Source organism: Streptomyces sp. NPDC048521 (genome assembly GCF_043199855.1).
Lineage (GTDB): Bacteria > Actinomycetota > Actinomycetes > Streptomycetales > Streptomycetaceae > Streptomyces.
The window spans coordinates 20191-38706 of the sequence record NZ_JBICWR010000027.1 but is presented as its reverse complement, the minus strand read 5'-3'; the positions used below and the strand labels follow the sequence as shown (position 1 = coordinate 38706).

Sequence of the window (18516 nt, the reverse complement as noted above, 5' to 3'; positions counted from 1 at the left end):
GACCCCAGATGCTTGACACCCTGCTCAGGGACATCGACGCCACCGAGATCAACGCGTTCGCCCGCGCCGTACAGACCCCCGCGGATTACGCGCTGACCCTGTCTGTGATGCCGGAGAAGACCATCAACTCGGTCAAGTTCCGCATCAAGTCCACCAGCCGGCGTGTGAACGCCGCTAAGTACCGGGCGTGGGACGCGCAGACCGCGGTCGCCACCCGCGAGGCGAAGCGGATCGTCACCGAGGGCATGCTCCCGCCCCTGGGCCAGAAGTACCTGGTCGGCGAACTCGAGCAGATCCTCCTCGACACCTCCCGCGGCGCCGACGCCTCCGAACTGGTCGAACTCCTCTACCAGGACGTCGCCGCGCATGTGCAGTCCATCAAGGCCCGCCTCGAGCTGGCCGTGGGCGACTTGCTCACCGATGGCAAGTTCACCCTCGCCGGGGAGAACGGCCTCACCGTCGAGTACGACGCCGGCGTCCCCTCGGCGAACATGCCGACCGCGGCGACCGCATGGACGGACCCGACCGCGGACGCCCTCAAGGACGAGATGAACTGGATCGAGGTCCTGCGCGCTTCAGGAGCCCCGCTCCCTTCCCGCGTCGTCACCTCGTACAAGGCGCGCGCCCTCCTGGCAGGGAACAACGCCTACCGGCAGGCCTTCTACGGCACCTCCGCAGCGAACATCCCCACCGGAGTCCTCGCACCCAACGAGGTCGACGCCGTCCGCGCCCGCTACAACCTGCCGCCGATCGAGGTGTACGACGTCCAGATCCCCAAGGACGACGGCACCATGGCCCGGCCCATCCCGGACAACAAGTGGCTGATGCTTCCGCCGAACCCGCAGACGTGGGGCGAGACGCAGTACGGCGTCACCGCCGAGTCCCTCGTCCTGTCCTCCGGTGGCAACCCGGCCATCGAGCGGGAAGAGGCCCCCGGCATCGTCGTCACCCACGGCTACACCGATGACCCCGTCACTGTGTGGACCAAGGGCGCCGCGGTCGCCATGCCGGTGCTTTACGTCCCGGACATCCACATCACGGCGACGGTGTTCTGACCATGGGACGGAAGCTGGCAGCGTCCGTCTACGTCACGGACCCCGACACCCACGAGACCGTCCTCCTCGAGGCCGGTACCAGCCCGGACAAGCGCCTCGCCGACCTCGTCACCAACCCGGTGGCCTGGGAAGGCGAGGACGCTGAGGGCAATCCTGCGGCCGCAGCCAAGGACGAGGACAACGACGCCTCGAACGACGGAGCGGACGACAAGCAGGCCGCGAAGAAGACCGCGGCCCGGAAGCCGGCTCGGGGCCGGAGCGCCGCTGACGAGGGCACCAGCGGCGAGTAAGCGGCGTGCGGGCCCGCCCCTGTGGTGGGGGCGCCAACCGGCGGGCCCGCACCCGCACCCCTTCCCACCCCACACCACCTGGAGGTAGCCATGGACGACGCCGTCAAGGCCTGGCTGCTCGCCGAACTTGGCACCGCCACCAACGTCACCGACCTCCAGACCCGCTACACCCGGCTCGGTACCGCCCGCGCCGTCGCCCTTGAGGTCCTGCGGGAACGCCTCGCCGCGCTCCGCGCCCAGCCGGCGACCGTCAGCGTCCCCAACGCCGTGTCCGTCGGTTTCGCCGAGAACATCAAGGCCTACGAACGGCAGATCGCCGCCCTCGAAGCCGGAGACAACCCGGCCCCAGACGACCCCACCGACGGAACCGGCACAGAAGGCATCGACCTTCTTATGCTGCGGGAACGGCCCCGCCGATGAGCACCCGCATCCGCCGCGGCCGCACCCTCCGCTCGCGACTCCTCAGCTTCATCACCGACGCCGTCAGCCGGCTGCGCGCCGCATGGTCCATCCTCACCATCGCCCAGACCCGCCTGCTGAACGCGCTCGCCGCGATCCGGCCCGGCCGCACCTCAGGCGGCGGCGCCGCACTCCGTGCCGCGTTCGCCGTCTTCAACACGTCCCTGGCCGCGTTCAACCGGGCCGCCATGGCCTTCGCGGAGCGCTGGGCCGCAACGGACCTGCCCCTCATCTACCGTGAGGGCGCCTGGACCATGCTCGACAACGCCGACCGCCGCAACGACCTGTTCACCTGGACGGACCGGCACCGCGCCGCGATCACCACCGCGTCCGCGCAGTTCTACGCCGACCTCACCGGCCGCATAAGCGAGGCTCTGCGCCGCGCCCGCGCCTTTCTCCGCGCCGCTCAGGACGCCGCCCGCAGCACAGCAGCCCGCTTCGACGTGACCGCGCTGCGCCGCGATCACCCCCTGGACACCGTCCTCTACGCCAATCAGGCCCGCCACCCCGTCGACTCCTGGGCTCGCGCCGCGATCACCTGGCAGGCCGTGACCACCGCCAACACCGCTGCCGCCCGGACCGCCCTGGACGAACTCGGCACCGAATGGGTGGAGATCCGTGACGGCGCCGACTGCGGCTGGACCGAGCACGACGACCCCGACCGCGCCAACCGGACCCTCAGGACCGTTCAGGACGCCCTCGCGCACCCGTCCGCGCACCCGAACTGTCAGAGGGAGCTTCTTCCCCGCCTGGACCTGATCGGCCGCACCACCATCCGGTCGGGAGCCCCACTGTGATGTCGCACGTACGAAGGGAGACGTCCGTGGGCTCCGCCCTCTTCTGGAAGCGCCTGCACATGGTGCTGTTCTTCGCCTGGGTTGCGCTGCTCCCGCCCACGCTCCTGTGGTGGCGTAACTCCATCGCCTACGTCGTCCTCATGTCCTGGTACGCCATCGCCATCGGCCACGTCAGCTCCTGGCAGGCGTCGCGGGCAGAAGAGGAGGCCACGGAAGAATGAGTACCCTGCCGCCGGACGAACCGCAGGCGCACGGCGTCCGTATCAACGCCCTGCCCGGCCACGCCAGCATCGCCCTGGACGGCGCCTCACTGCCTGCGAACACGGTGACCGGCTACGTCCTCGAGCACTCGGTGGCCGACGCCCTGCCCATGCTGGTCCTGCACACCAGGCAGCCCGACCACGTTGCCTTCGAAGGCCTCGCCCGCGTCGCGGTTGGCGTCACCAAGACTCCGGGGGAGCTGATTGCTGCCTTCCTCGCCGAGGTCGATCCTGTCCTCCTCGACCAGGCGGCGCTGAACCGTGCCGACTATGGCGGGGGAGAGGGCGCGACCGCCCGCGCCATGCTCGCCACCCTCAGGGAGTGGGTGCTCGGCGGAAAGGCAGACACTTGATGACCGGCCTGGACCTGTCGTCCATCGCCCAGTTCGTGGAGGGCTTCATCCTCCTCGACACGATCCGCTTCACCACCCCCGCCGCGGGCAAGCCCGTCTTTGACCCGGCTACCGGCCGCTACACCTACCCCGAAGGTGACCTCATCTACGAAGGTCCCGGAGCCGTCCAGGTGTCCGGCACCCCGGGCGGGATATCCGCGCTGCCGGTCGTGACCCAGCCGTGGTCGGACGAGACAACCTCCAAGTACATTGCGCTGACACCGCTGTCGGCGCCGATCGCCGAGCGGGACAGCATCGTCACGGTCGTCACTGTGCACGCGGGCGGGGACCTGGCGCTGATCGGCCGGCAGTGGCGGGTGCAGGACCCGTCGAACGCGGCCACGATCTCCGTCGTCCGGATCACGGGCCTGGACCAGATCCAGCAGACGAGGGAGGCGAGCAGCTGATGGACCTCGACGACCTCGCCGCCCGCCTCGAGCAGGCCGCCGACCGGGTCGGCCCCGAAGTGAACCGCACGGTGCAGCAGCAGGCCCGGCTGCTGCGCGCGCTCATCATGGAGAACGCATCCGGCAGACCCGGACCGAACGTCATCACGGACAAGTACCGGCCTTCCTGGAAGCGTGAGCCGTTCGCGGTCCCGGACGGCGGTGGCGCGGAGGTAGGCACCCGCAAGCCGCAGGGTCGCCGCCTGGAGTACGGGTTCTGGGATATGACCGACAGCATCGGCCGGCACTTCTTCCAGCCGCCCTTCCCGCACGTCGGCCCCGCAGTGAACGAACTGTCACCCGAGTACGAGCAGGCGTTCACCAGCGCCCTGGACCGGATCTTCGGGAGCTGACGTGATCGAAAGACTCCCCGTCACCGAAGGCCTCCAAGCCCTCCTGGAGACCCTCACCGGCTTTCCGGTCGGGCTGCGCACCGTCCCCCTGGACGATGCCGGGCACCCGGTCCCGCCGCCGTACACGCTGCTGTACCCGCTGGACCGCAACGACAACACAGGAACCCTCGCTGACAACGGTCGCGCTGCGGTCGTCGACTACCAGGCCACGTTCGTCTCCGGTCCCGCACCCGGCGTACCGGACAGTCGCGGCGGCGACGAGCAGGCGCAGTGGCTCGCGGACCGCGGCTGGAAAGTCGTGGAACGGCCCGCCGACGGCAGCCCCGGCTACGCCCACCCGCTCAACGTCGGACCCGGCGCCGTCTGCTGGTGCCGGGAGGCGACGGAAGCGGGGGGAACGTCTGAGCAATCCGATGCAATCATGACGGCAGTGATCCGTTACCGCCTCTACCTCGAGGCGACCGCCTAAACGCAGGCGGACAGGTAAGACCGCACCGCGGCGGGACCCCACGCGGACGCCACCACCGGCTGGTGGCCGCCACACCACACGTGTAGCAGGGGCCCCACAGTTCGGCCCCTAACCGCAAGGGGCCACATCTCATGAGGTTCAACCGCAAGGGCACGACCCGCATCTGCTTCCTGCCGACGATCGCGTCCGCGTCGCTGCTTCCGACCGCCGCTGAGATCACCGCCGGCACGGACTACACCGACCAGGTCACCGCCATCGAGGGATGGTCGCTGGAAAACCAGCCGATCGAGACCCCCGACATGGCCAGCACCTTCGTGTCGAAGATCGGCGGCGACGACTCCGCAGCCGACAGCTCGCTGACGTTCTACGAGGACTCCACGACCGACGACATCGAGACGGAACTCGCCAAGGGCACCACCGGGTTCATCGTGATCTTCTCCAAGGGCAAGGCGCCGTCCACGAAGGGCATGGACGTCTTCCCCGTCACCGTCGTGTCGAACTCCAAGGCCTACACCACGGACAACGAGGCCGCGAAGATCACCGTTCAGTTCACGATCACCGATCGGCCCGTGTTCAACCAGACCGTGCCCTCGTCCTGACGCCCAGCCGGAATCGCCCCCTCTGAGCCCCCGGCCGGGCCCCTGGCGAACACGGGAAGGGCGCCGCGGCGCCCGGCCGGGCCTTCCCCGATGGAGACCCGCATGACCACCAGCAGTACCTGGGACGAGCTGGAGAAGCAGCTCAACACGATCGAGAAGCCCGTCACCACGCTCAAGCTGTGCCGCGACCCCGAGGTCCGCGAACGCTACCTGACGGCCAAGCAGGCCCACGAGCAGGCCGACCGCTACCTCAAGCAGACCCCCAAGGACGCCAACCCCGAGGCGCTGGCCCTGCTCAAGCAGGAAGCCGCCGACGCCCGCAAGGAACTCGCGGCCGCACAGAAGGCATACGACGAGCAGACCATCACCCTCCGATTCACCGCCCTCGAACGCAAGGCCCTCGAGGCGCTGCAGAAGCAGCACCCGGCCAGCGAGGAAGACGAGGAACGCGGCGAGGAGTGGGCGATGGACACCTTCGCCCCCGCCCTGATCTCCGCCGCGTCCTTGGACGGCATGCCCGTCGAAGCCGCCCGCCGCTACCTCGACACCTGGGCCCCAGGCGACGCCCGCGACCTGTGGCAAGCCGCCTGGACGATCCAGCACACCCGCCGGACCGACTTGGGAAAAGGCTGATCGACGATGCCGTGTTCCGAGCCGAAATGCAGCTGTGCCGCGAGTACCGCATCCCGCACAGCCACTTCCGCGGCCACGGAGACGGCACCTGGTCCGACCTGGACCGCCGCAAGGCCCTCGCCTACGAGGACTACCTCAAAGCCTGCTGCCCCACCTGCGGCACCCGCCCCGAAGAGTGGGACGAGTCCGCTGGTGGTGACGAGGACGCCTACCGCGCTACCACCCACCGCTGCATCGGCTGCCAACTCCTCGCCGACAAGCAGGCGACGGTCCCCGACGGCGACGAAGGGCACGGCGTGAAAGTCCTCCTGCTGCCCACCAGCCTGCACGCCGCCATGCAAATCCAGACCACGAACCACCCCTAGCTCAGGAAGGAGCCCGCCTTGTCGCAGTGGAATCTGTCGGTACGCCTGTCCGGGCAGGGCTCCGGTCTGGCGCGCACTCTGCGGGACACCGCAGCAGACGCGCAGAACGCATCCGACGAGGTCAACGCCCTGCGCCGGAATCTCACCCTGCTCCGGGCGGAAGCCAGCAACAACATCTCCATCCGCCTGGAACTGGATGCCGAAGACCTGCGACGTGATGTTCGCGCCGCGCTCACGACCGCCGGACACGGTGACGCGCTCTCTGTCGACCTTCGCCTGGCGAATGCCATGGACTTCCGGCGCGACGTGCAGAACGCAATCCGCTGGGCAGCCTGGGGGCACCGCATAGAGGTCCCGCTGGTACTGCGTGACCCCAATAGCCTGCGCAACCAGGTCTCCGACGCGGTCCGCCGGGCCCAACGAAACCAGACCATCCGCATCCGGGTCACAGCGGACACCAGCGACCTGCGTACCGTCACGCGCGGCCTGAACAACAACCGCGGCGGCGGCATGGCAGGCAGCAACAAGACCGACTTCGGTCTGAAGGGCTTGCTGACCTTTCTACCGGCCGCCATCCCGCTGACAGCTGGTCTGAGCGCCACGCTCGCCCCGCTCGCCGCCCAGTTCACCGCGGCCGGCATCGCGGGCGCGGCATTCGGGATCGCCGTCGCCGGGCAGATCGGCCCCCTGTCCGACTTCGCCGACGCTGAGCAGAAATACCAGGACGCCATCCGCCAGCACGGTGCAGCCTCGAAGGAAGCCGCGCAGGCACAACTCGCCATGCAACAGCAGCTGGCCTCCATGCCAGCGGCTACGCAGAAGGCCGCCATCGCCGTCTCGACCTTGAAGAGTGACTTCTCCGCCTGGTCCGACGACATGGCCCGGTTCACGATGGAGCCGGTCACCAAGGGCATCACGGTCCTGGACCAGCTGATCCCCCGCCTCACGCCCGAGGTGAAGTCCGCCTCCACTCAGCTGGACCGCCTCGTCAGTGTGGCGGGCGGGGCGATCCAGACGCCCGGCTTCGATGCCCTCTCCGACAAGATCGCCTCGTTCACCGACGGCAAGCTGGAGCACCTCACCGACGAGGTCATCCACCTCATGCGGGTGCTGTCCGAAGGAGGAGCCGACCACGGCGCCATTGGCGCGTTCGTCGAATTTGCGCAGGCCAACGGGCCCGCCGCCCGCGACGCCATCAAGGCCCTCGGGCAGGCCGTCATCGTCCTGGTACAGGGCGCGGCACAGGCCGGCCCGAGCATGCTCACCCTCGTCACCGCCGCGGCCCGCCTGGTGGCCGCCATGCCGCCGCAACTGGTCGGCATCATCCTGCACGTCGCGGCCGCGCTGAAGCTGCTGCAGCTGTCCGGAGCCGGCATGGCTGCCCTCGCTGGCGGTCTGACCCGCGTCCGTACCCAGATCCTCGCCCTGGGTACAGCCTCCGCTGCGGCTGGTGGAGGTCTCGCCGGCCTGAGGGCCGCGTTCCTCGCGCTTGGCACGGCCGCGAAGGCGGGCATCGTCATCGCCGGTATCGCCGCCCTCGCCTACGGCGTCAGCAAGCTGTCCGACATCGGCAAGGACGCCAAGGAAAGCGTTGACGACCTCGCCCGCTCCATCGAAACCGGCCTGACCAAGGGCCACATCGACTCCTCAGCCATCGACGACCTCCGCAAGGCACAGAAAGGCCTACTCAAGGAGACCGACGACACCGCAAGCGGCTGGGACAAGTTCGTTCACGGCTTCAAGACCGGCGGCTCCGCGTGGAGTGACACCGCATCGTCCTCCCAAGCCGTCACGAACAACATGCGTGACCTCGGCAACGCCATCAACGAGATCACCAAGACCAAGGGCCTCGAGACGGCCCGGCAGGCGATGGCGATGCTCGAGGCGCAGGGCATCCACATCCCCACCAAGTACCTCAAGGACTACAACAACGCGCTGGCCGATTCCGCCCTCGAAGCCGAGCTGACCGCCAGGTCCATGGGGATCTTCGGGGACGCCGCCGCGGACACGCAGGCCAAACTGAACGCGCAGAAGCAGGCCGCCGACGGGCTGAGGCAGAGCATCCTCGCCCTCAACGAAGCAAACCGCAGCGCCTACGACGCTCAGATCGGCTTCGAGTCCTCTTTGGACGACTTGACCGAGGCGTTCAAGAAGAACGGGGCCACCCTTGACCTGAACACACGAGCCGGGCAGGCCAACGGCCAGGCGATGTCGGATGCGGCAAAGGCCAACGACGAGATGATCGCCTCCGGGATCGCCGCCGGTGACTCGCTGGCGTCGATGCAACAGAAGTCCGACCAGCTGCGGACAACGATGGTGCGGCTGGCCACCGAGGCATTCGGCGGCAACAAGAAGAAGGCCCAGGAGTACGTCAACACGCTGCTCGGCACGCCTGACCAGATCAAGACGATGGTAAAGCTCGAGCGTCAGGACGCGGTCCGTGGACTGGGCGAAGTCCGCGCGGCGATCGAGAAGACACCGAACGCCCACAAAATCACCGTCAGTACGCTCAACGCTGCCGCAATCGCAGCCCTCGAGGCCGTGGGGCTGAAAACACGACAGCTGCCCGACGGGCGTACCGAGGTTTTCACCGCCAACGGTGGCGCCCTCGGAGGCATCAGCGCGGTCATGGCGGCCCTGAACGCCCTGAACGGCAAGACGGCCACGACGTACATCAAGACTGTCCGGGTCGGTGGAAGCTATGGGAACAAGCAAGTCCCGCTGTCCGCGGACGGTGGTCTCATGCGGCGGGCGGCCGGCGGGACAACGAACCCGGTGCAGCACTTCGACCAGGGAGGGTTCATCCGGGGGCCGGGTGGCCCGAGGAGCGACGACATCCTGGCCACGTTCGCATCGGGCGCCAAGTCGTGGGTGTCGAACACCGAGTACGTCATTCAGGCGGCCGCGGTCCGCAAGTACGGGGTGCGGACCATGGATGCCCTCAATCAGGGCCAGCTGGTGCTGCCACGGCTTGCCTCCGGCGGACCCACTGGCCTGCCGCACCTCGCAGGTGGCGGCGCCGCGAACTTCACGTACTCCCCGTCCGGCGGAATGAAGTCCACGTTGGACGTTATGTCGGCGTACTCGAACGCTCACCAGCCGATCAGCAGGGACGACTACAACAAGAAGCTCCGCGCGCGGGCGAACGCCGTTGATGCGTTGCGGGCGGCGGAGGCCCGGCTGAATCAGGTCCGTAAGGGCCGCCACACGAACGCTCAGCTGGTCGCGGCGGAGAACGCGGTAGCGAAGGCGCGCCGGAGCCTGGCTACCGCTACGGATGCGGCAGCGTCGGCTGAGGCCCGCTACAAGAAGAAGTTCTCTCTGTCCGACTGGGGCAAGACCCTCGGTTCGGCGGTGAAAGCGAACGCCTCCTACGAGTCGAACCTGAACAAGATCGCTACTCGTGGTGCCGGCGGTGACGTCATCGAGCAGCTGCGGGACATGGGTGCCGAGGGCGCCTCCGTGGTGTCCGCGCTGGCGAAGGCGTCGAAGAAGCAGTTCAACGACATCATCACCAACCTGCGCAAGCTCGGCCCGCTCGCCAAGGCCACTTTGGCGGACTACACCAAGCAGCTCACCGACTCCACCAAGTCCGACACCACCTTCCAGGACAACCTGTCGAAACTCGCGTCGATGGGCTACGGCGACCTGGCCATGCAGCTGGCCGCGCAGGGCGACGACGCGGCGAAGAAGCTCGCCGCGGACGCCGTGAAGAACAAGACGAGCGCGAAGAAGGCCAACGACGCCGCGAAGAAGGCCAAGACCACCCTCAGCGACGACGAGAGGACCGACCTGGTCCAGATCATCGCCGCGATCACCTCCAGCAAGACCGGCATCCACGACGTGGCCGCCAAGACCAGCCTCGGTGAGGACGAGATCATCACCGTGGCCACCAAAGCCAAGAGCCAGATCAGCAAGTCGCTGGGGTCCCGGGCGACGAAGTTCCTCGCCGACCTCGGCCGCGCCAACCAGCACCTGTCGTACGCCGACGGTGGTATCCGCGCCGGGATGTACGCCACCAGCGGCGGCATCGTCCGCTTCGCCGAGCCGGAGACGCATGGCGAGGCCTACCTGCCGCTCAGCCCCAGCAAGCGGCGCACCGCCCTTCCCGTGCTCGCGGATGTCGCGCACCGCTTCGGGCTCGGCCTCACCGACGTCGCGGCGTCCCGTGCGGTCGTCGTCATACGCGAGGGCGGCGACACCCACGTCAACGTCACCGCGGTCCGTACCGGCGCGACCGCATCCGACATCGGCGCACAGGTCGGCCGGTCGGTCCGCCGCGCCCGCAGGGGAGGGGTGGCCGCCCGTGCCGCTTGAACTGGCCGATTGGCAGTACGACATCGGGGGCGTCATCATCGGCGCCGGCACCGCGGTGAACGTCATCGAGGTGACCGGGCTCGGCCGGCCACCGGTCCGGGACAACGACGTTGACCAGCCGTCCATGGACGGCTCGTTCGCGGGACCCGACTACTGGGCCGCCCGCCAGATCCAGTTCGATGCCGCCATCAAAACCCCCGGTGACCCCGCCGCCTGCCACGACATGGTTGCTGCCCTACAGGCCGCCACCGACGCCACTGCGGTGCGTCTGGTCGGCGGGCAAGGCCTGACGATACGGATCAAACGGCCCGGCCGGCCAACAAAATCACTCACCGTCCGCGCCCGGAAGATCGACCCCGAATACCGGCAGGTCATTCACGGCTACGTCCCCCTGGACCTCGAGTTCTTCGCCCACGACCCGCAGTTCTACGCGGACGAGGCCACCACCACCGAGATCCCCCTGGGCTGGCTCACCGGGGGTGGGTTCGCGGCCCCCGTCGTCGCGCCGATCTACGTACAGGACGGCACCGTGGCCGCCGACCGTCCCGCCTGGGTCACCAACACGGGTGACGCGGACGCCTGGCCCATCATCCGGATCACCGGACCGTGCTCCAACGTCAGCATCATCCACGTCCCCACCGGCCGCACCCTCGCCCTGCCCACCCTGACCCTCGCGGCCGGCCGCTGGGTCGAGATCGACACCCGCCCCGGATACCGCACCGTCACCTGGGACAACGGCGGCAACGCCTCCGCCTACCTGACCCCGGCCTCCCGGATCGACCTGTTCTCCCTACCGCCCGGCACCAGCGAGATGCGCTGGACCGCATTCGACTCCACCAACACCGCCCGCCTCCGCCTTACCTGGCGCGACGCCTACATAGCCCTCTGAGGAGCGCCACATGTCTCTATTCCCCGCGCCCATCCTCACCAACGGGGCCACCCACTCGGCGCAGCAGTTCCGCATGCTGGTCCGCGACCTCGCCCGCGGCTCCGAGGGCATCACCGAAGGCGACGACCTCCAGGTCAGCCAGCGTTCTGTGCCCGGCGGCGGGGTCACGGTCGGCGACGGCTCGGCCGTCATCCAGGGCCGCGACGACGCCTTCCAAGGCCACTACGCAGCCTGCAACGTCGGCGCTGTCGACGTCGACATCGCCGCGACCGGCAGCACCGGCCGCTCCGACATGCTCATCCTCAGGATCGAGGACCCCGAGTACACCGGAACTCTGGACCCCGAGGTGGATCAGATCGCCTACTTCCAGGTCATCTCCGGGGTTTCCTCGGCGGCCACCACCATCCCCGACGGCCGGACAGGTATCCCGCTCGCCCGGATCGACATTCCACCGCTGACCGGGACGATCACCAGCGAGATGATCACCGATCTGCGGAAGATCGCGAACCCCCGCCGTGACCGCAGCCTCTACACCCAGTCCCCGGCCAGCATCTCCACCCAGATCGGCGGCAGCAGCAACTCCTACGCCTACTTCTCCACCGCCGCCGGCTGGACCATCACCGTGCCGTCCTGGGCATCTACCGTCAAAATCCGCCTGGACATCGCCGGCCTGCGCCTGACCGCAGGCAACATCTTCGGGTCCGTGCGCGCCATGTTCGGTACCGAACGCAGCATGCAGCCCGTCATCATCGACGACAATCAGGGCGCCGTCACCCGCCGCCTCAACGCCATCGTCGCCGACACCCTGACCATTCCCTCCTCCTACCGCGGCACCTCCCAGCTGCTGCGCGCCCAGTTCGCGGGTCATTCCGGCAACGTGGGCACCGTCAGCGTCGACAGCAGCAGCACCCTCATCGCCGACGTGGAGTTCTTCGAGGCGCCGCGATGACCGGCCCCCTCGTCCCGGACCGGGTCCTCACACAGAACGCTCTCACCGGCGCCTGGCTGTCCACTGCACTCCCGCTCGTCGACCTGGAGTACGGGGACGAACTCAACGGGCCAGGCAGCCTGTCCGGTCGGCTGTCCCCACGGCTGCTCTCGTCCAGCCCCCTCGTCGTGGACCCTGGCAACACGTTCATCTTCGTCGAGTCCGCCAACCAGCTTCAGTGGGGCGGCATCGTCTGGGACGTCCGCGCACAAGGAAACGACTACGCGATCGAGGCCGCGTCCTGGTCGTCGTACCTGCAGAAGCGATTCGACCTCGACGGAGAGCACGGCGGCCGCGGCCCCTACACCTACGCCGACCGATGCCAGGTCATCCGCAACATCTGGACCTACGCCCAGTCGGTGGCCGACGGCAGCATCGGCGTCACCGTCGACCCCACCACCAGCACGGCCACCATCGGCACACCCGCGGACGTCTACCACTCCAACCCTTGGGAGATGCCCTGCCTAGGAGACCAGGTCGACGACCTCGTCTCCGGTGACGCCACCCCCGACTACACCTGCACCACCTCCTGGAACAGCACAAAGACCGGGGTCGTGAAGCGGATCAAGCTGGGCTGGCCGCGCCTCGGCAGGCGACGCACCGACATCACCTTTTCCAGCGGCGTCAACATCATCGACGAACCCGAAGACGCCCTGTCCGGCGACGACTACGCCCAGGTCGTCGTCGCCGCAGGCTCCGGAGAAGGCCGCTCCCGGCTGAAGCAGACCTCCGCCGTCCGCAACGGCCGCCTACGCCTCGAGCACGTCCTGGACCTCCCCGACGTCAACGGCAACGACATCCTCCAAGCCCGCGCCGCCCGCGAACGAACCTGGAGACAGGCCACCGTCCGAGGCAGCGTCGACCAGATCACCATCCGCGACACCCCCGCCGCCCCGTACGGCTCCTGGCAGATCGGCGATGACGTGTTCACCCGCGTCAACAACCCCTGGACGTCCTACGCCGGCTGGTGCCGCATCACCGGATGGACCCGTAAACCCCAGGCCCAGGGCGGCCCCCAGACCGTGGTCAGCCTGAAACCGGCCGACTCATTCCAGTACGGAGGCGTCTGAGGTGGACATCGGCCGCGAACTCAACCAGATCAACAAACGCCTCAGCAAGATCGAGCGTTCCCCCCGGCTCACCCACGCCTCCATCGAGAACACCGCCATCCAGGTGTACGACGGGCAGGGCAGCCTCCGCGGCGTCATCGGGCAGCAAGCCGACGGCACGACCGGCGTGAACATCACGAACGGGCCGCCCCCACCGCAGCCGTCCGCACCGATCGTCGCCTCCGTTCTCGGCGGCGTCACCGTCTCCTGGGACGGCACGTTCGCCGACGGCAGCGTGCTGCCGCTGGACTGGGCGCGGGTGGAGGTCCACGCCTCCATCCTCGCCTCCTACACGCCGGTCCCGGCCACGCTGCAGGGCACCATCGAGACCGCGCAGGGCGCCACCGTCGTCGTCCCCTGCGATGCGCCCGTGTACGTCCGTCTGCTGGCCCGGAACACGTCCGGCACCGCATCCACGCCCTCCGTCACGGTCGGCCCGCTCGGGCCCACACCGGTAGTCGCAGACGACATCCTCGACGGCATCGTCACCACGGTGAAACTCGCCGACGACGCCGTCACGGCGGCCAAGCTGGCCGCCGGCGCAGTCGACACCACCGCCCTCCAAGACGGCGCCGTCCTAGCGGCGAAACTCGCCGACGCCGCCGTGGAAGTCGGCAAGCTCGCCAACAACGCCGTCACCGGACCGGCCATCGCCTCAGGCGCCGTCACCGCCGGGAAACTCGCCGCCAACTCTGTCGTGGCAGGCAACATCCAGGCCGGGGCAGTCACCTCGGCGACGATCGCGGCCGGCGCGGTCACCACCGACAAGCTCACCGTCACCGGCGGCGCCAACCTGCTGTCCGACCCGAGCTTCGAAGGCGCCTACACCGCGGCCCTCGTCACCGGGAACAGCTTCTGGTCCGTGGACGCCACCAAGGGTAACGGCTCCACGAAATCACTCAAGGTCAACGCGACCGCAGGAACTCCCACGAACCGGGACCTCACCCTTTTCGACATTCCGATCCTGCCCGGCGAGCAGCTGTATCTGGCCGTCGACTATCAGGCGTCGACGGACTATGTGGGCACGCCCCGGATCTACGCCCGCTGGGAAGACGCATCCGGGACGTTCCTAGCGTCCGGTGCCGCGCAGGCCAGCCCGCCCACCGTGGGTGCGACCTGGCAGCGCATCACCGCAACTGTCACCGCCCCCGCGAACACCGCCCGGGTCAAGCTGAACGTGGCCTCCACCAGCGGGACCGCGGGAACACTGTGGTTCGACAACGCCGCGGTGCGTCCGGTGGCCGGTGGGACGCAGATCCAGGACGGCGCCATCACCACGCAGAAGATCGTTGCGGGCGCTGTTCAGACGGTGCAGCTGGACACGGGCGCGGTAAACGCAGGCAAGATCGCATCCGGTGCGGTGACAACGGACAAGCTGGACGCGCTCGCCGTGACCGCCGACAAGATCGCCGCGAATGCGATCACGGTAGGGAAGATCCAGGCAGGAGCGGTGGACGCGACCGCGCTTGCCGCGGATGCCATCACCGGCAAGACCATCACCGGCGGCACGATCACCGGCACCACCATCACCGGCGGCACGCTGCAGACCGCGACAAGCGGCGAGCACATCACGCTGAACGAGCTGGGCCAGAACAAAATCATCCTCTACGACAGCAGCAACACAGCCATCAACGAACTCTCCGCCCGCGGCCTCCTCGTCAAAGGCAGCAGCGGCGCCGTCCTCTGGCTGAACCCGAACCTGAGCTATCCACAACTGCAGCTGCACAACGCGGGCGGCACGAACAAAGCAACCGTCCAGGTCACGGAGAGCAACCCAGGAGATGCCGACCTAGAACAGTTCTGCGGCCCGTTCAGCGGCAGCAGCTACTCCGACATGGTCTGGCGCAATTTACTGACCAACGACAGCGCGGTGATCGAGCGACTGCGATTCAGCGACCCGGACAACGTCCGTATCGGTGCACGCCTACGCCTGACCGAGACCCAGGCATGGATCGGTCTCAACCGAACCGACGACACCACGAAGGTCACCACCATCGTTGTCGAGGCAAACTTGGCAACCCTCGCCCAGGGCCGCTTTGCCGTCGATGCCCCCGCATCCACCTTCAGTGCCCTCTACGCCAACGCAGCCACCGGCCACACCGGCAACCTGCTCCGCCTGCAACTCGCCAGCGTCGACAAGTTCCTCGTCGACAAGGACGGCAACGCAACCGTCAAGGGAATCCTCACCGCGGGGAACATAGCCACCGGCACGGTCACGATCACCCCGTCCGCGGCGAACACGCCGACCAGCGCATCCGTGTCCTTCCCCGCACTGGCAGGGACCACATTCCGCGGCTACGCCACCGCCAACACAACGGTGCCCGGCGTCCGAACCCCTACTGGGCCCAACAACTTCGGCGTCACCGGCGTATCCGTCTCCTCCGTGACCTCCTCCACCGCCCTGATCTGGGTCAACCGGGAGAACACGACCGCAACTAGCATCAACTGGATGGTGATTGGCTCATGACCGAACAACCACTCGAACCCACCAACACCGAGTCCCCTGCCGACGACATCCCGCCCACTCCGGTCGAGCCCGAGCCGGATACCCCGCCGCCCCCCGGCCCCGCCCCGGACTCGCAGCCCATCACGTGGGAACCGCAGACCTGGTACTCGATCACAGCCGCCTGCCGCACCCCCGGCTGCCTCCAGGAGAACATCGTGGTGACCATCCCGATGTTCTACTCCAACAACGGCGACCCGAAGTACATCCGCGTCGTGTGCGCCGCGGACGACTGCTGCGGAAAGGACTGCACCATCCTCACCGCCACCAAGCTGGACCCGCAGCCGGTCGAAGAGTAGAAGGCCCGGGGCAAGCGGGGGCAACGATCGCCCCCGCAACCCCTAGCCTGAGATCACCGGGTGACCCTCCACCCTGCTCCAGCCCCCGAGGGACGACCACACCACAGTGGTCCGCCACGATGTTCACCTGGGCGCGGGGAGATCCAGGAGCCAGGGCGGGTGCCCGACCTCGACATCACGCAGTACACCGTGACCGGCGCATTGGGCCGGCACATGGTGCTGGACGAGCGCAGCCTCGCCTACCGACGCCGCTACTACGGCGAACCCATCAAGCCGGTCGAGTGGACCCCCAAGGTCCCCGTCCTCAACCAGCAGGACCTCCTCACCCAGGGCATCCGCACGTCCGAGCTGGTCCAGGGAGTCGAAGACGTCGACGCGCTCGGCTCCTGCACCGCCAACAGCGCGACCTGCCTGATCTCCATCCTCCGCACCACCGAGGACCTCGCCGCGGCCGGCCTCGACGTCACCGACCCGGTTGCTGCGGAAAGGTGGGCGATCGGCCTGTACTCCGACGCCACCCACCGCGACCAGTGGCACGACAACGCCTGGCCCTCCGACGACTGCGGGTCCTCCGGACTCGGCGTCGCCAAGGCCCTCCGCCACCGCGGCCTCATCGACCAGTACGGGCACGCCACCACCGCCGAGGAACTCTGTCGTGACCTCCAGAGCGGGCCCGTCCTCATGGGCATGCCGTGGGTAGACCATTTTTTCACGCCGGACCAGGACGGATTCATCGACGCCGACCCCGACTGGCAGTCCTCCCCTATAGCGGGCGGCCACGAGGTGTGCCTGACGGCCCTCGAGAGCGTCTCCCTCAACCCGGACGGCACTCTCGCCGACGACACCGTCCTCCGCTTCGTCAACAGCTGGTCGGACAGCTGGGGCGACCACGGATCCGGTCGGCTGCGCCTGTCCACGTACCGCGCCCTTCGGCAGCAGATCGACTGCACCCAGCCCCGATTGGACTCCCAGCGATGACCGAGTACTACGTCGCAACAGACCACCTGGACCCCGACACCGGCGAAGTCACCACCACCTACCTCGGTACCTGCACGCAGGAGCACGCCGACGAGGTCCGCGCCATTGCGGCCCTGGAGGACACCGAACGCTGGGTGAAGGACCACCCCCGCCAGGCCGGTGCGTTCGCCGTCCTCCGCGACGACGGCGACCTCGACGTGTACGTGCCCGTCGACGCCCCCGAGTTCCGCGTATACCAGCCCGACGAGCAGCCCAAGAGCCTCGACCCCGACGACCTCCCGCGCGGCGCCAGCGGTCCGGCCTACATCACCGGCGCCGTCAGGTTCGGATCGCAGTCCATCGGCGGCGCCATGGACCACCCGGAGTCCGGTCCCCGCTTCACCTGGCACACCACCGAGTCCCCGGCCGGCGCCGCCTACTTCAACTCCGTCGCCCTCTACCTGATCCGTGTCGCGTCGGAGCCGCAGGTCATCTACGACCCCGTGTCCGACAAGATCGGCCAGTTCGGTCCGCTGAACCTGTCCGCCCGGGCCCTGAAGAACGACGGAGCCCGTCGCACGAACCGCGAGGGCAAGGTCAACATTCAGGTAGAGGTCCTCGGCAAGGCCGCCTCACCGTGGACCAAGGGCTTCGACGCGGCGAAGAAGCCGAACTTCCAGAAGCTGCTCGCCGCTGGCCGGGCCTGGGGCGTCCCCGACGACTGGCCGGCTGGGAAGCCGCCTGCCTACCCGAACGGGAAGTCCTCTCGGTCCCGGACGATCTGGCAGTCCAAGCCCGGCCACTACGCGCACTCCCAGGTTCCCGGCAACGATCACGGCGATCCGGGCGCCATCGACACGACCATCGTGCCCGGCAAGGCCCCGACGGACACCGGAAGCGACAGCGGCTCCCCGAGCAGCACGGCTACGTACACGGTGAAGAAGGGCGACACCCTGTCGGCTATCGCCAAGGCGAACGGAACCACGGTCGCCGTGTTGGTGTCGCTGAACAAGCTGAAGGACGCCGATGAGCTGGCCGTGGGCCAGAAGCTGAAGCTGCCCACGAAGGCGAAGCCGTCCGCCCCGCAGTACGAGCGGTTCCCGGGCAGCAGCTTCTTCCACGGCGGACGCCACAGCCCGATCATCACCGCGATGGGGCGCCGCCTCGTCGCGGAGGGCTGCGGCCGCTACAACTCCGGGCCGGGCCCGAACTGGACGAACGCCGACCGGGAGTCCTACCGCGCCTGGCAGAAGAAGCTCGGCTACACGGGGGATGACGCCGACGGCATCCCCGGCAAGACCAGCTGGGAAAAGCTCCGCGTCCCCAACGTCTGACC

The 18516-nt window shown here is 68.4% G+C and carries 20 protein-coding genes; all 20 read left to right on the top strand.

Translation table 11 applies throughout. The features are described from left to right. The first annotated feature begins 8 nt into the window (after positions 1–8). The 20 genes from ACGFRF_RS38185 to ACGFRF_RS38090 all read left to right on the top strand — a co-directional run bounded on the left by ACGFRF_RS38185 (position 9) and on the right by ACGFRF_RS38090 (position 18514). Positions 9–1055, top strand: coding sequence for a major capsid protein (locus ACGFRF_RS38185; RefSeq protein ID WP_393748123.1), 1047 nt, complete (start codon positions 9–11; stop codon positions 1053–1055). Positions 1056–1057: 2 nt separating this feature from the next. Next, positions 1058–1345 (top strand): hypothetical protein, encoded by a 288-nt coding sequence (locus ACGFRF_RS38180; RefSeq protein WP_393748121.1) that lies wholly within the window; start codon positions 1058–1060, stop codon positions 1343–1345. A gap of 90 nt (positions 1346–1435) precedes the next feature. Then, entirely contained in the window at positions 1436–1765 is a 330-nt protein-coding gene (locus ACGFRF_RS38175) for a hypothetical protein (protein WP_393748119.1), read from the top strand. Then, entirely contained in the window at positions 1762–2601 is an 840-nt protein-coding gene (locus ACGFRF_RS38170) for a hypothetical protein (protein WP_393748117.1), read from the top strand. Before ACGFRF_RS38175 ends, ACGFRF_RS38170 begins: the two co-directional genes overlap by 4 nt. 26 nt (positions 2602–2627) lie before the next feature. Further along, on the top strand, positions 2628–2822 hold the full coding sequence (locus ACGFRF_RS38165; RefSeq protein WP_393748116.1) for a hypothetical protein: 195 nt from the start codon (positions 2628–2630) through the stop codon (positions 2820–2822). Then, entirely contained in the window at positions 2819–3214 is a 396-nt protein-coding gene (locus ACGFRF_RS38160; protein ID WP_393748115.1) for a hypothetical protein, read from the top strand. Before ACGFRF_RS38165 ends, ACGFRF_RS38160 begins: the two co-directional genes overlap by 4 nt. Beyond that, complete coding sequence (locus ACGFRF_RS38155) at positions 3214–3660, top strand: DUF6093 family protein (RefSeq protein ID WP_393748114.1); 447 nt, start codon at positions 3214–3216, stop codon at positions 3658–3660. The genes ACGFRF_RS38160 and ACGFRF_RS38155 overlap by 1 nt, the downstream gene beginning before the upstream one ends. Beyond that, positions 3660–4052 carry an HK97 gp10 family phage protein gene (locus ACGFRF_RS38150; RefSeq protein WP_393748113.1) on the top strand — a complete coding sequence of 131 codons (393 nt, stop codon included), beginning with the start codon at positions 3660–3662 and terminating at the stop codon, positions 4050–4052. The genes ACGFRF_RS38155 and ACGFRF_RS38150 overlap by 1 nt, the downstream gene beginning before the upstream one ends. A gap of 1 nt (position 4053) precedes the next feature. Beyond that, a complete protein-coding gene (locus ACGFRF_RS38145; RefSeq protein ID WP_393748112.1) occupies positions 4054–4521 on the top strand; it encodes a hypothetical protein in 468 nt (155 codons plus the stop codon). A 131-nt stretch (positions 4522–4652) separates the two neighbouring features. Next, entirely contained in the window at positions 4653–5120 is a 468-nt protein-coding gene (locus ACGFRF_RS38140) for a hypothetical protein (RefSeq protein ID WP_393748110.1), read from the top strand. Positions 5121–5222: 102 nt separating this feature from the next. Then, positions 5223–5753 (top strand): hypothetical protein, encoded by a 531-nt coding sequence (locus tag ACGFRF_RS38135; protein WP_393748108.1) that lies wholly within the window; start codon positions 5223–5225, stop codon positions 5751–5753. Between the two features lie 11 nt (positions 5754–5764). Continuing rightward, positions 5765–6118, top strand: coding sequence for a hypothetical protein (locus ACGFRF_RS38130; RefSeq protein ID WP_393748106.1), 354 nt, complete (start codon positions 5765–5767; stop codon positions 6116–6118). An 18-nt stretch (positions 6119–6136) separates the two neighbouring features. Continuing rightward, a complete protein-coding gene (locus ACGFRF_RS38125) occupies positions 6137–10435 on the top strand; it encodes a hypothetical protein (RefSeq protein WP_393748104.1) in 4299 nt (1432 codons plus the stop codon). Continuing rightward, positions 10425–11324: a phage distal tail protein gene (locus ACGFRF_RS38120; protein WP_393748103.1), complete on the top strand. Its 900-nt coding sequence runs from the start codon at positions 10425–10427 to the stop codon at positions 11322–11324. Before ACGFRF_RS38125 ends, ACGFRF_RS38120 begins: the two co-directional genes overlap by 11 nt. A 10-nt stretch (positions 11325–11334) precedes the next feature. Next, positions 11335–12273 carry a hypothetical protein gene (locus ACGFRF_RS38115; RefSeq protein ID WP_393748101.1) on the top strand — a complete coding sequence of 313 codons (939 nt, stop codon included), beginning with the start codon at positions 11335–11337 and terminating at the stop codon, positions 12271–12273. Next, the gene (locus ACGFRF_RS38110) at positions 12270–13382 is read left to right on the top strand and encodes a hypothetical protein (RefSeq protein WP_393748099.1); all 1113 of its coding nucleotides are present in this window, start codon (positions 12270–12272) and stop codon (positions 13380–13382) included. Before ACGFRF_RS38115 ends, ACGFRF_RS38110 begins: the two co-directional genes overlap by 4 nt. A gap of 1 nt (position 13383) precedes the next feature. After that, on the top strand, positions 13384–15888 hold the full coding sequence (locus tag ACGFRF_RS38105) for a hypothetical protein (RefSeq protein WP_393748097.1): 2505 nt from the start codon (positions 13384–13386) through the stop codon (positions 15886–15888). After that, positions 15885–16223: a hypothetical protein gene (locus tag ACGFRF_RS38100; protein WP_393748095.1), complete on the top strand. Its 339-nt coding sequence runs from the start codon at positions 15885–15887 to the stop codon at positions 16221–16223. Before ACGFRF_RS38105 ends, ACGFRF_RS38100 begins: the two co-directional genes overlap by 4 nt. A gap of 159 nt (positions 16224–16382) precedes the next feature. Beyond that, on the top strand, positions 16383–17201 hold the full coding sequence (locus ACGFRF_RS38095) for a hypothetical protein (RefSeq protein ID WP_393748093.1): 819 nt from the start codon (positions 16383–16385) through the stop codon (positions 17199–17201). Continuing rightward, positions 17198–18514, top strand: coding sequence for a peptidoglycan-binding protein (locus ACGFRF_RS38090; protein WP_393748091.1), 1317 nt, complete (start codon positions 17198–17200; stop codon positions 18512–18514). Before ACGFRF_RS38095 ends, ACGFRF_RS38090 begins: the two co-directional genes overlap by 4 nt. Positions 18515–18516: the final 2 nt, after the last annotated feature.

Bases quoted from the DNA above. Each gene is read 5' to 3' on its own strand.
- ACGFRF_RS38185 (WP_393748123.1), top strand. From the start codon at position 9: ATGCTTGACACCCTGCTCAGGGACATCGACGCCACCGAGATCAACGCG.
- ACGFRF_RS38180 (WP_393748121.1), top strand. From the start codon at position 1,058: ATGGGACGGAAGCTGGCAGCGTCCGTCTACGTCACGGACCCCGACACC.
- ACGFRF_RS38175 (WP_393748119.1), top strand. From the start codon at position 1,436: ATGGACGACGCCGTCAAGGCCTGGCTGCTCGCCGAACTTGGCACCGCC.
- ACGFRF_RS38170 (WP_393748117.1), top strand. From the start codon at position 1,762: ATGAGCACCCGCATCCGCCGCGGCCGCACCCTCCGCTCGCGACTCCTC.
- ACGFRF_RS38160 (WP_393748115.1), top strand. From the start codon at position 2,819: ATGAGTACCCTGCCGCCGGACGAACCGCAGGCGCACGGCGTCCGTATC.
- ACGFRF_RS38155 (WP_393748114.1), top strand. From the start codon at position 3,214: ATGACCGGCCTGGACCTGTCGTCCATCGCCCAGTTCGTGGAGGGCTTC.
- ACGFRF_RS38150 (WP_393748113.1), top strand. From the start codon at position 3,660: ATGGACCTCGACGACCTCGCCGCCCGCCTCGAGCAGGCCGCCGACCGG.
- ACGFRF_RS38140 (WP_393748110.1), top strand. From the start codon at position 4,653: ATGAGGTTCAACCGCAAGGGCACGACCCGCATCTGCTTCCTGCCGACG.
- ACGFRF_RS38135 (WP_393748108.1), top strand. From the start codon at position 5,223: ATGACCACCAGCAGTACCTGGGACGAGCTGGAGAAGCAGCTCAACACG.
- ACGFRF_RS38115 (WP_393748101.1), top strand. From the start codon at position 11,335: ATGTCTCTATTCCCCGCGCCCATCCTCACCAACGGGGCCACCCACTCG.
- ACGFRF_RS38110 (WP_393748099.1), top strand. From the start codon at position 12,270: ATGACCGGCCCCCTCGTCCCGGACCGGGTCCTCACACAGAACGCTCTC.
- ACGFRF_RS38100 (WP_393748095.1), top strand. From the start codon at position 15,885: ATGACCGAACAACCACTCGAACCCACCAACACCGAGTCCCCTGCCGAC.
- ACGFRF_RS38090 (WP_393748091.1), top strand. From the start codon at position 17,198: ATGACCGAGTACTACGTCGCAACAGACCACCTGGACCCCGACACCGGC.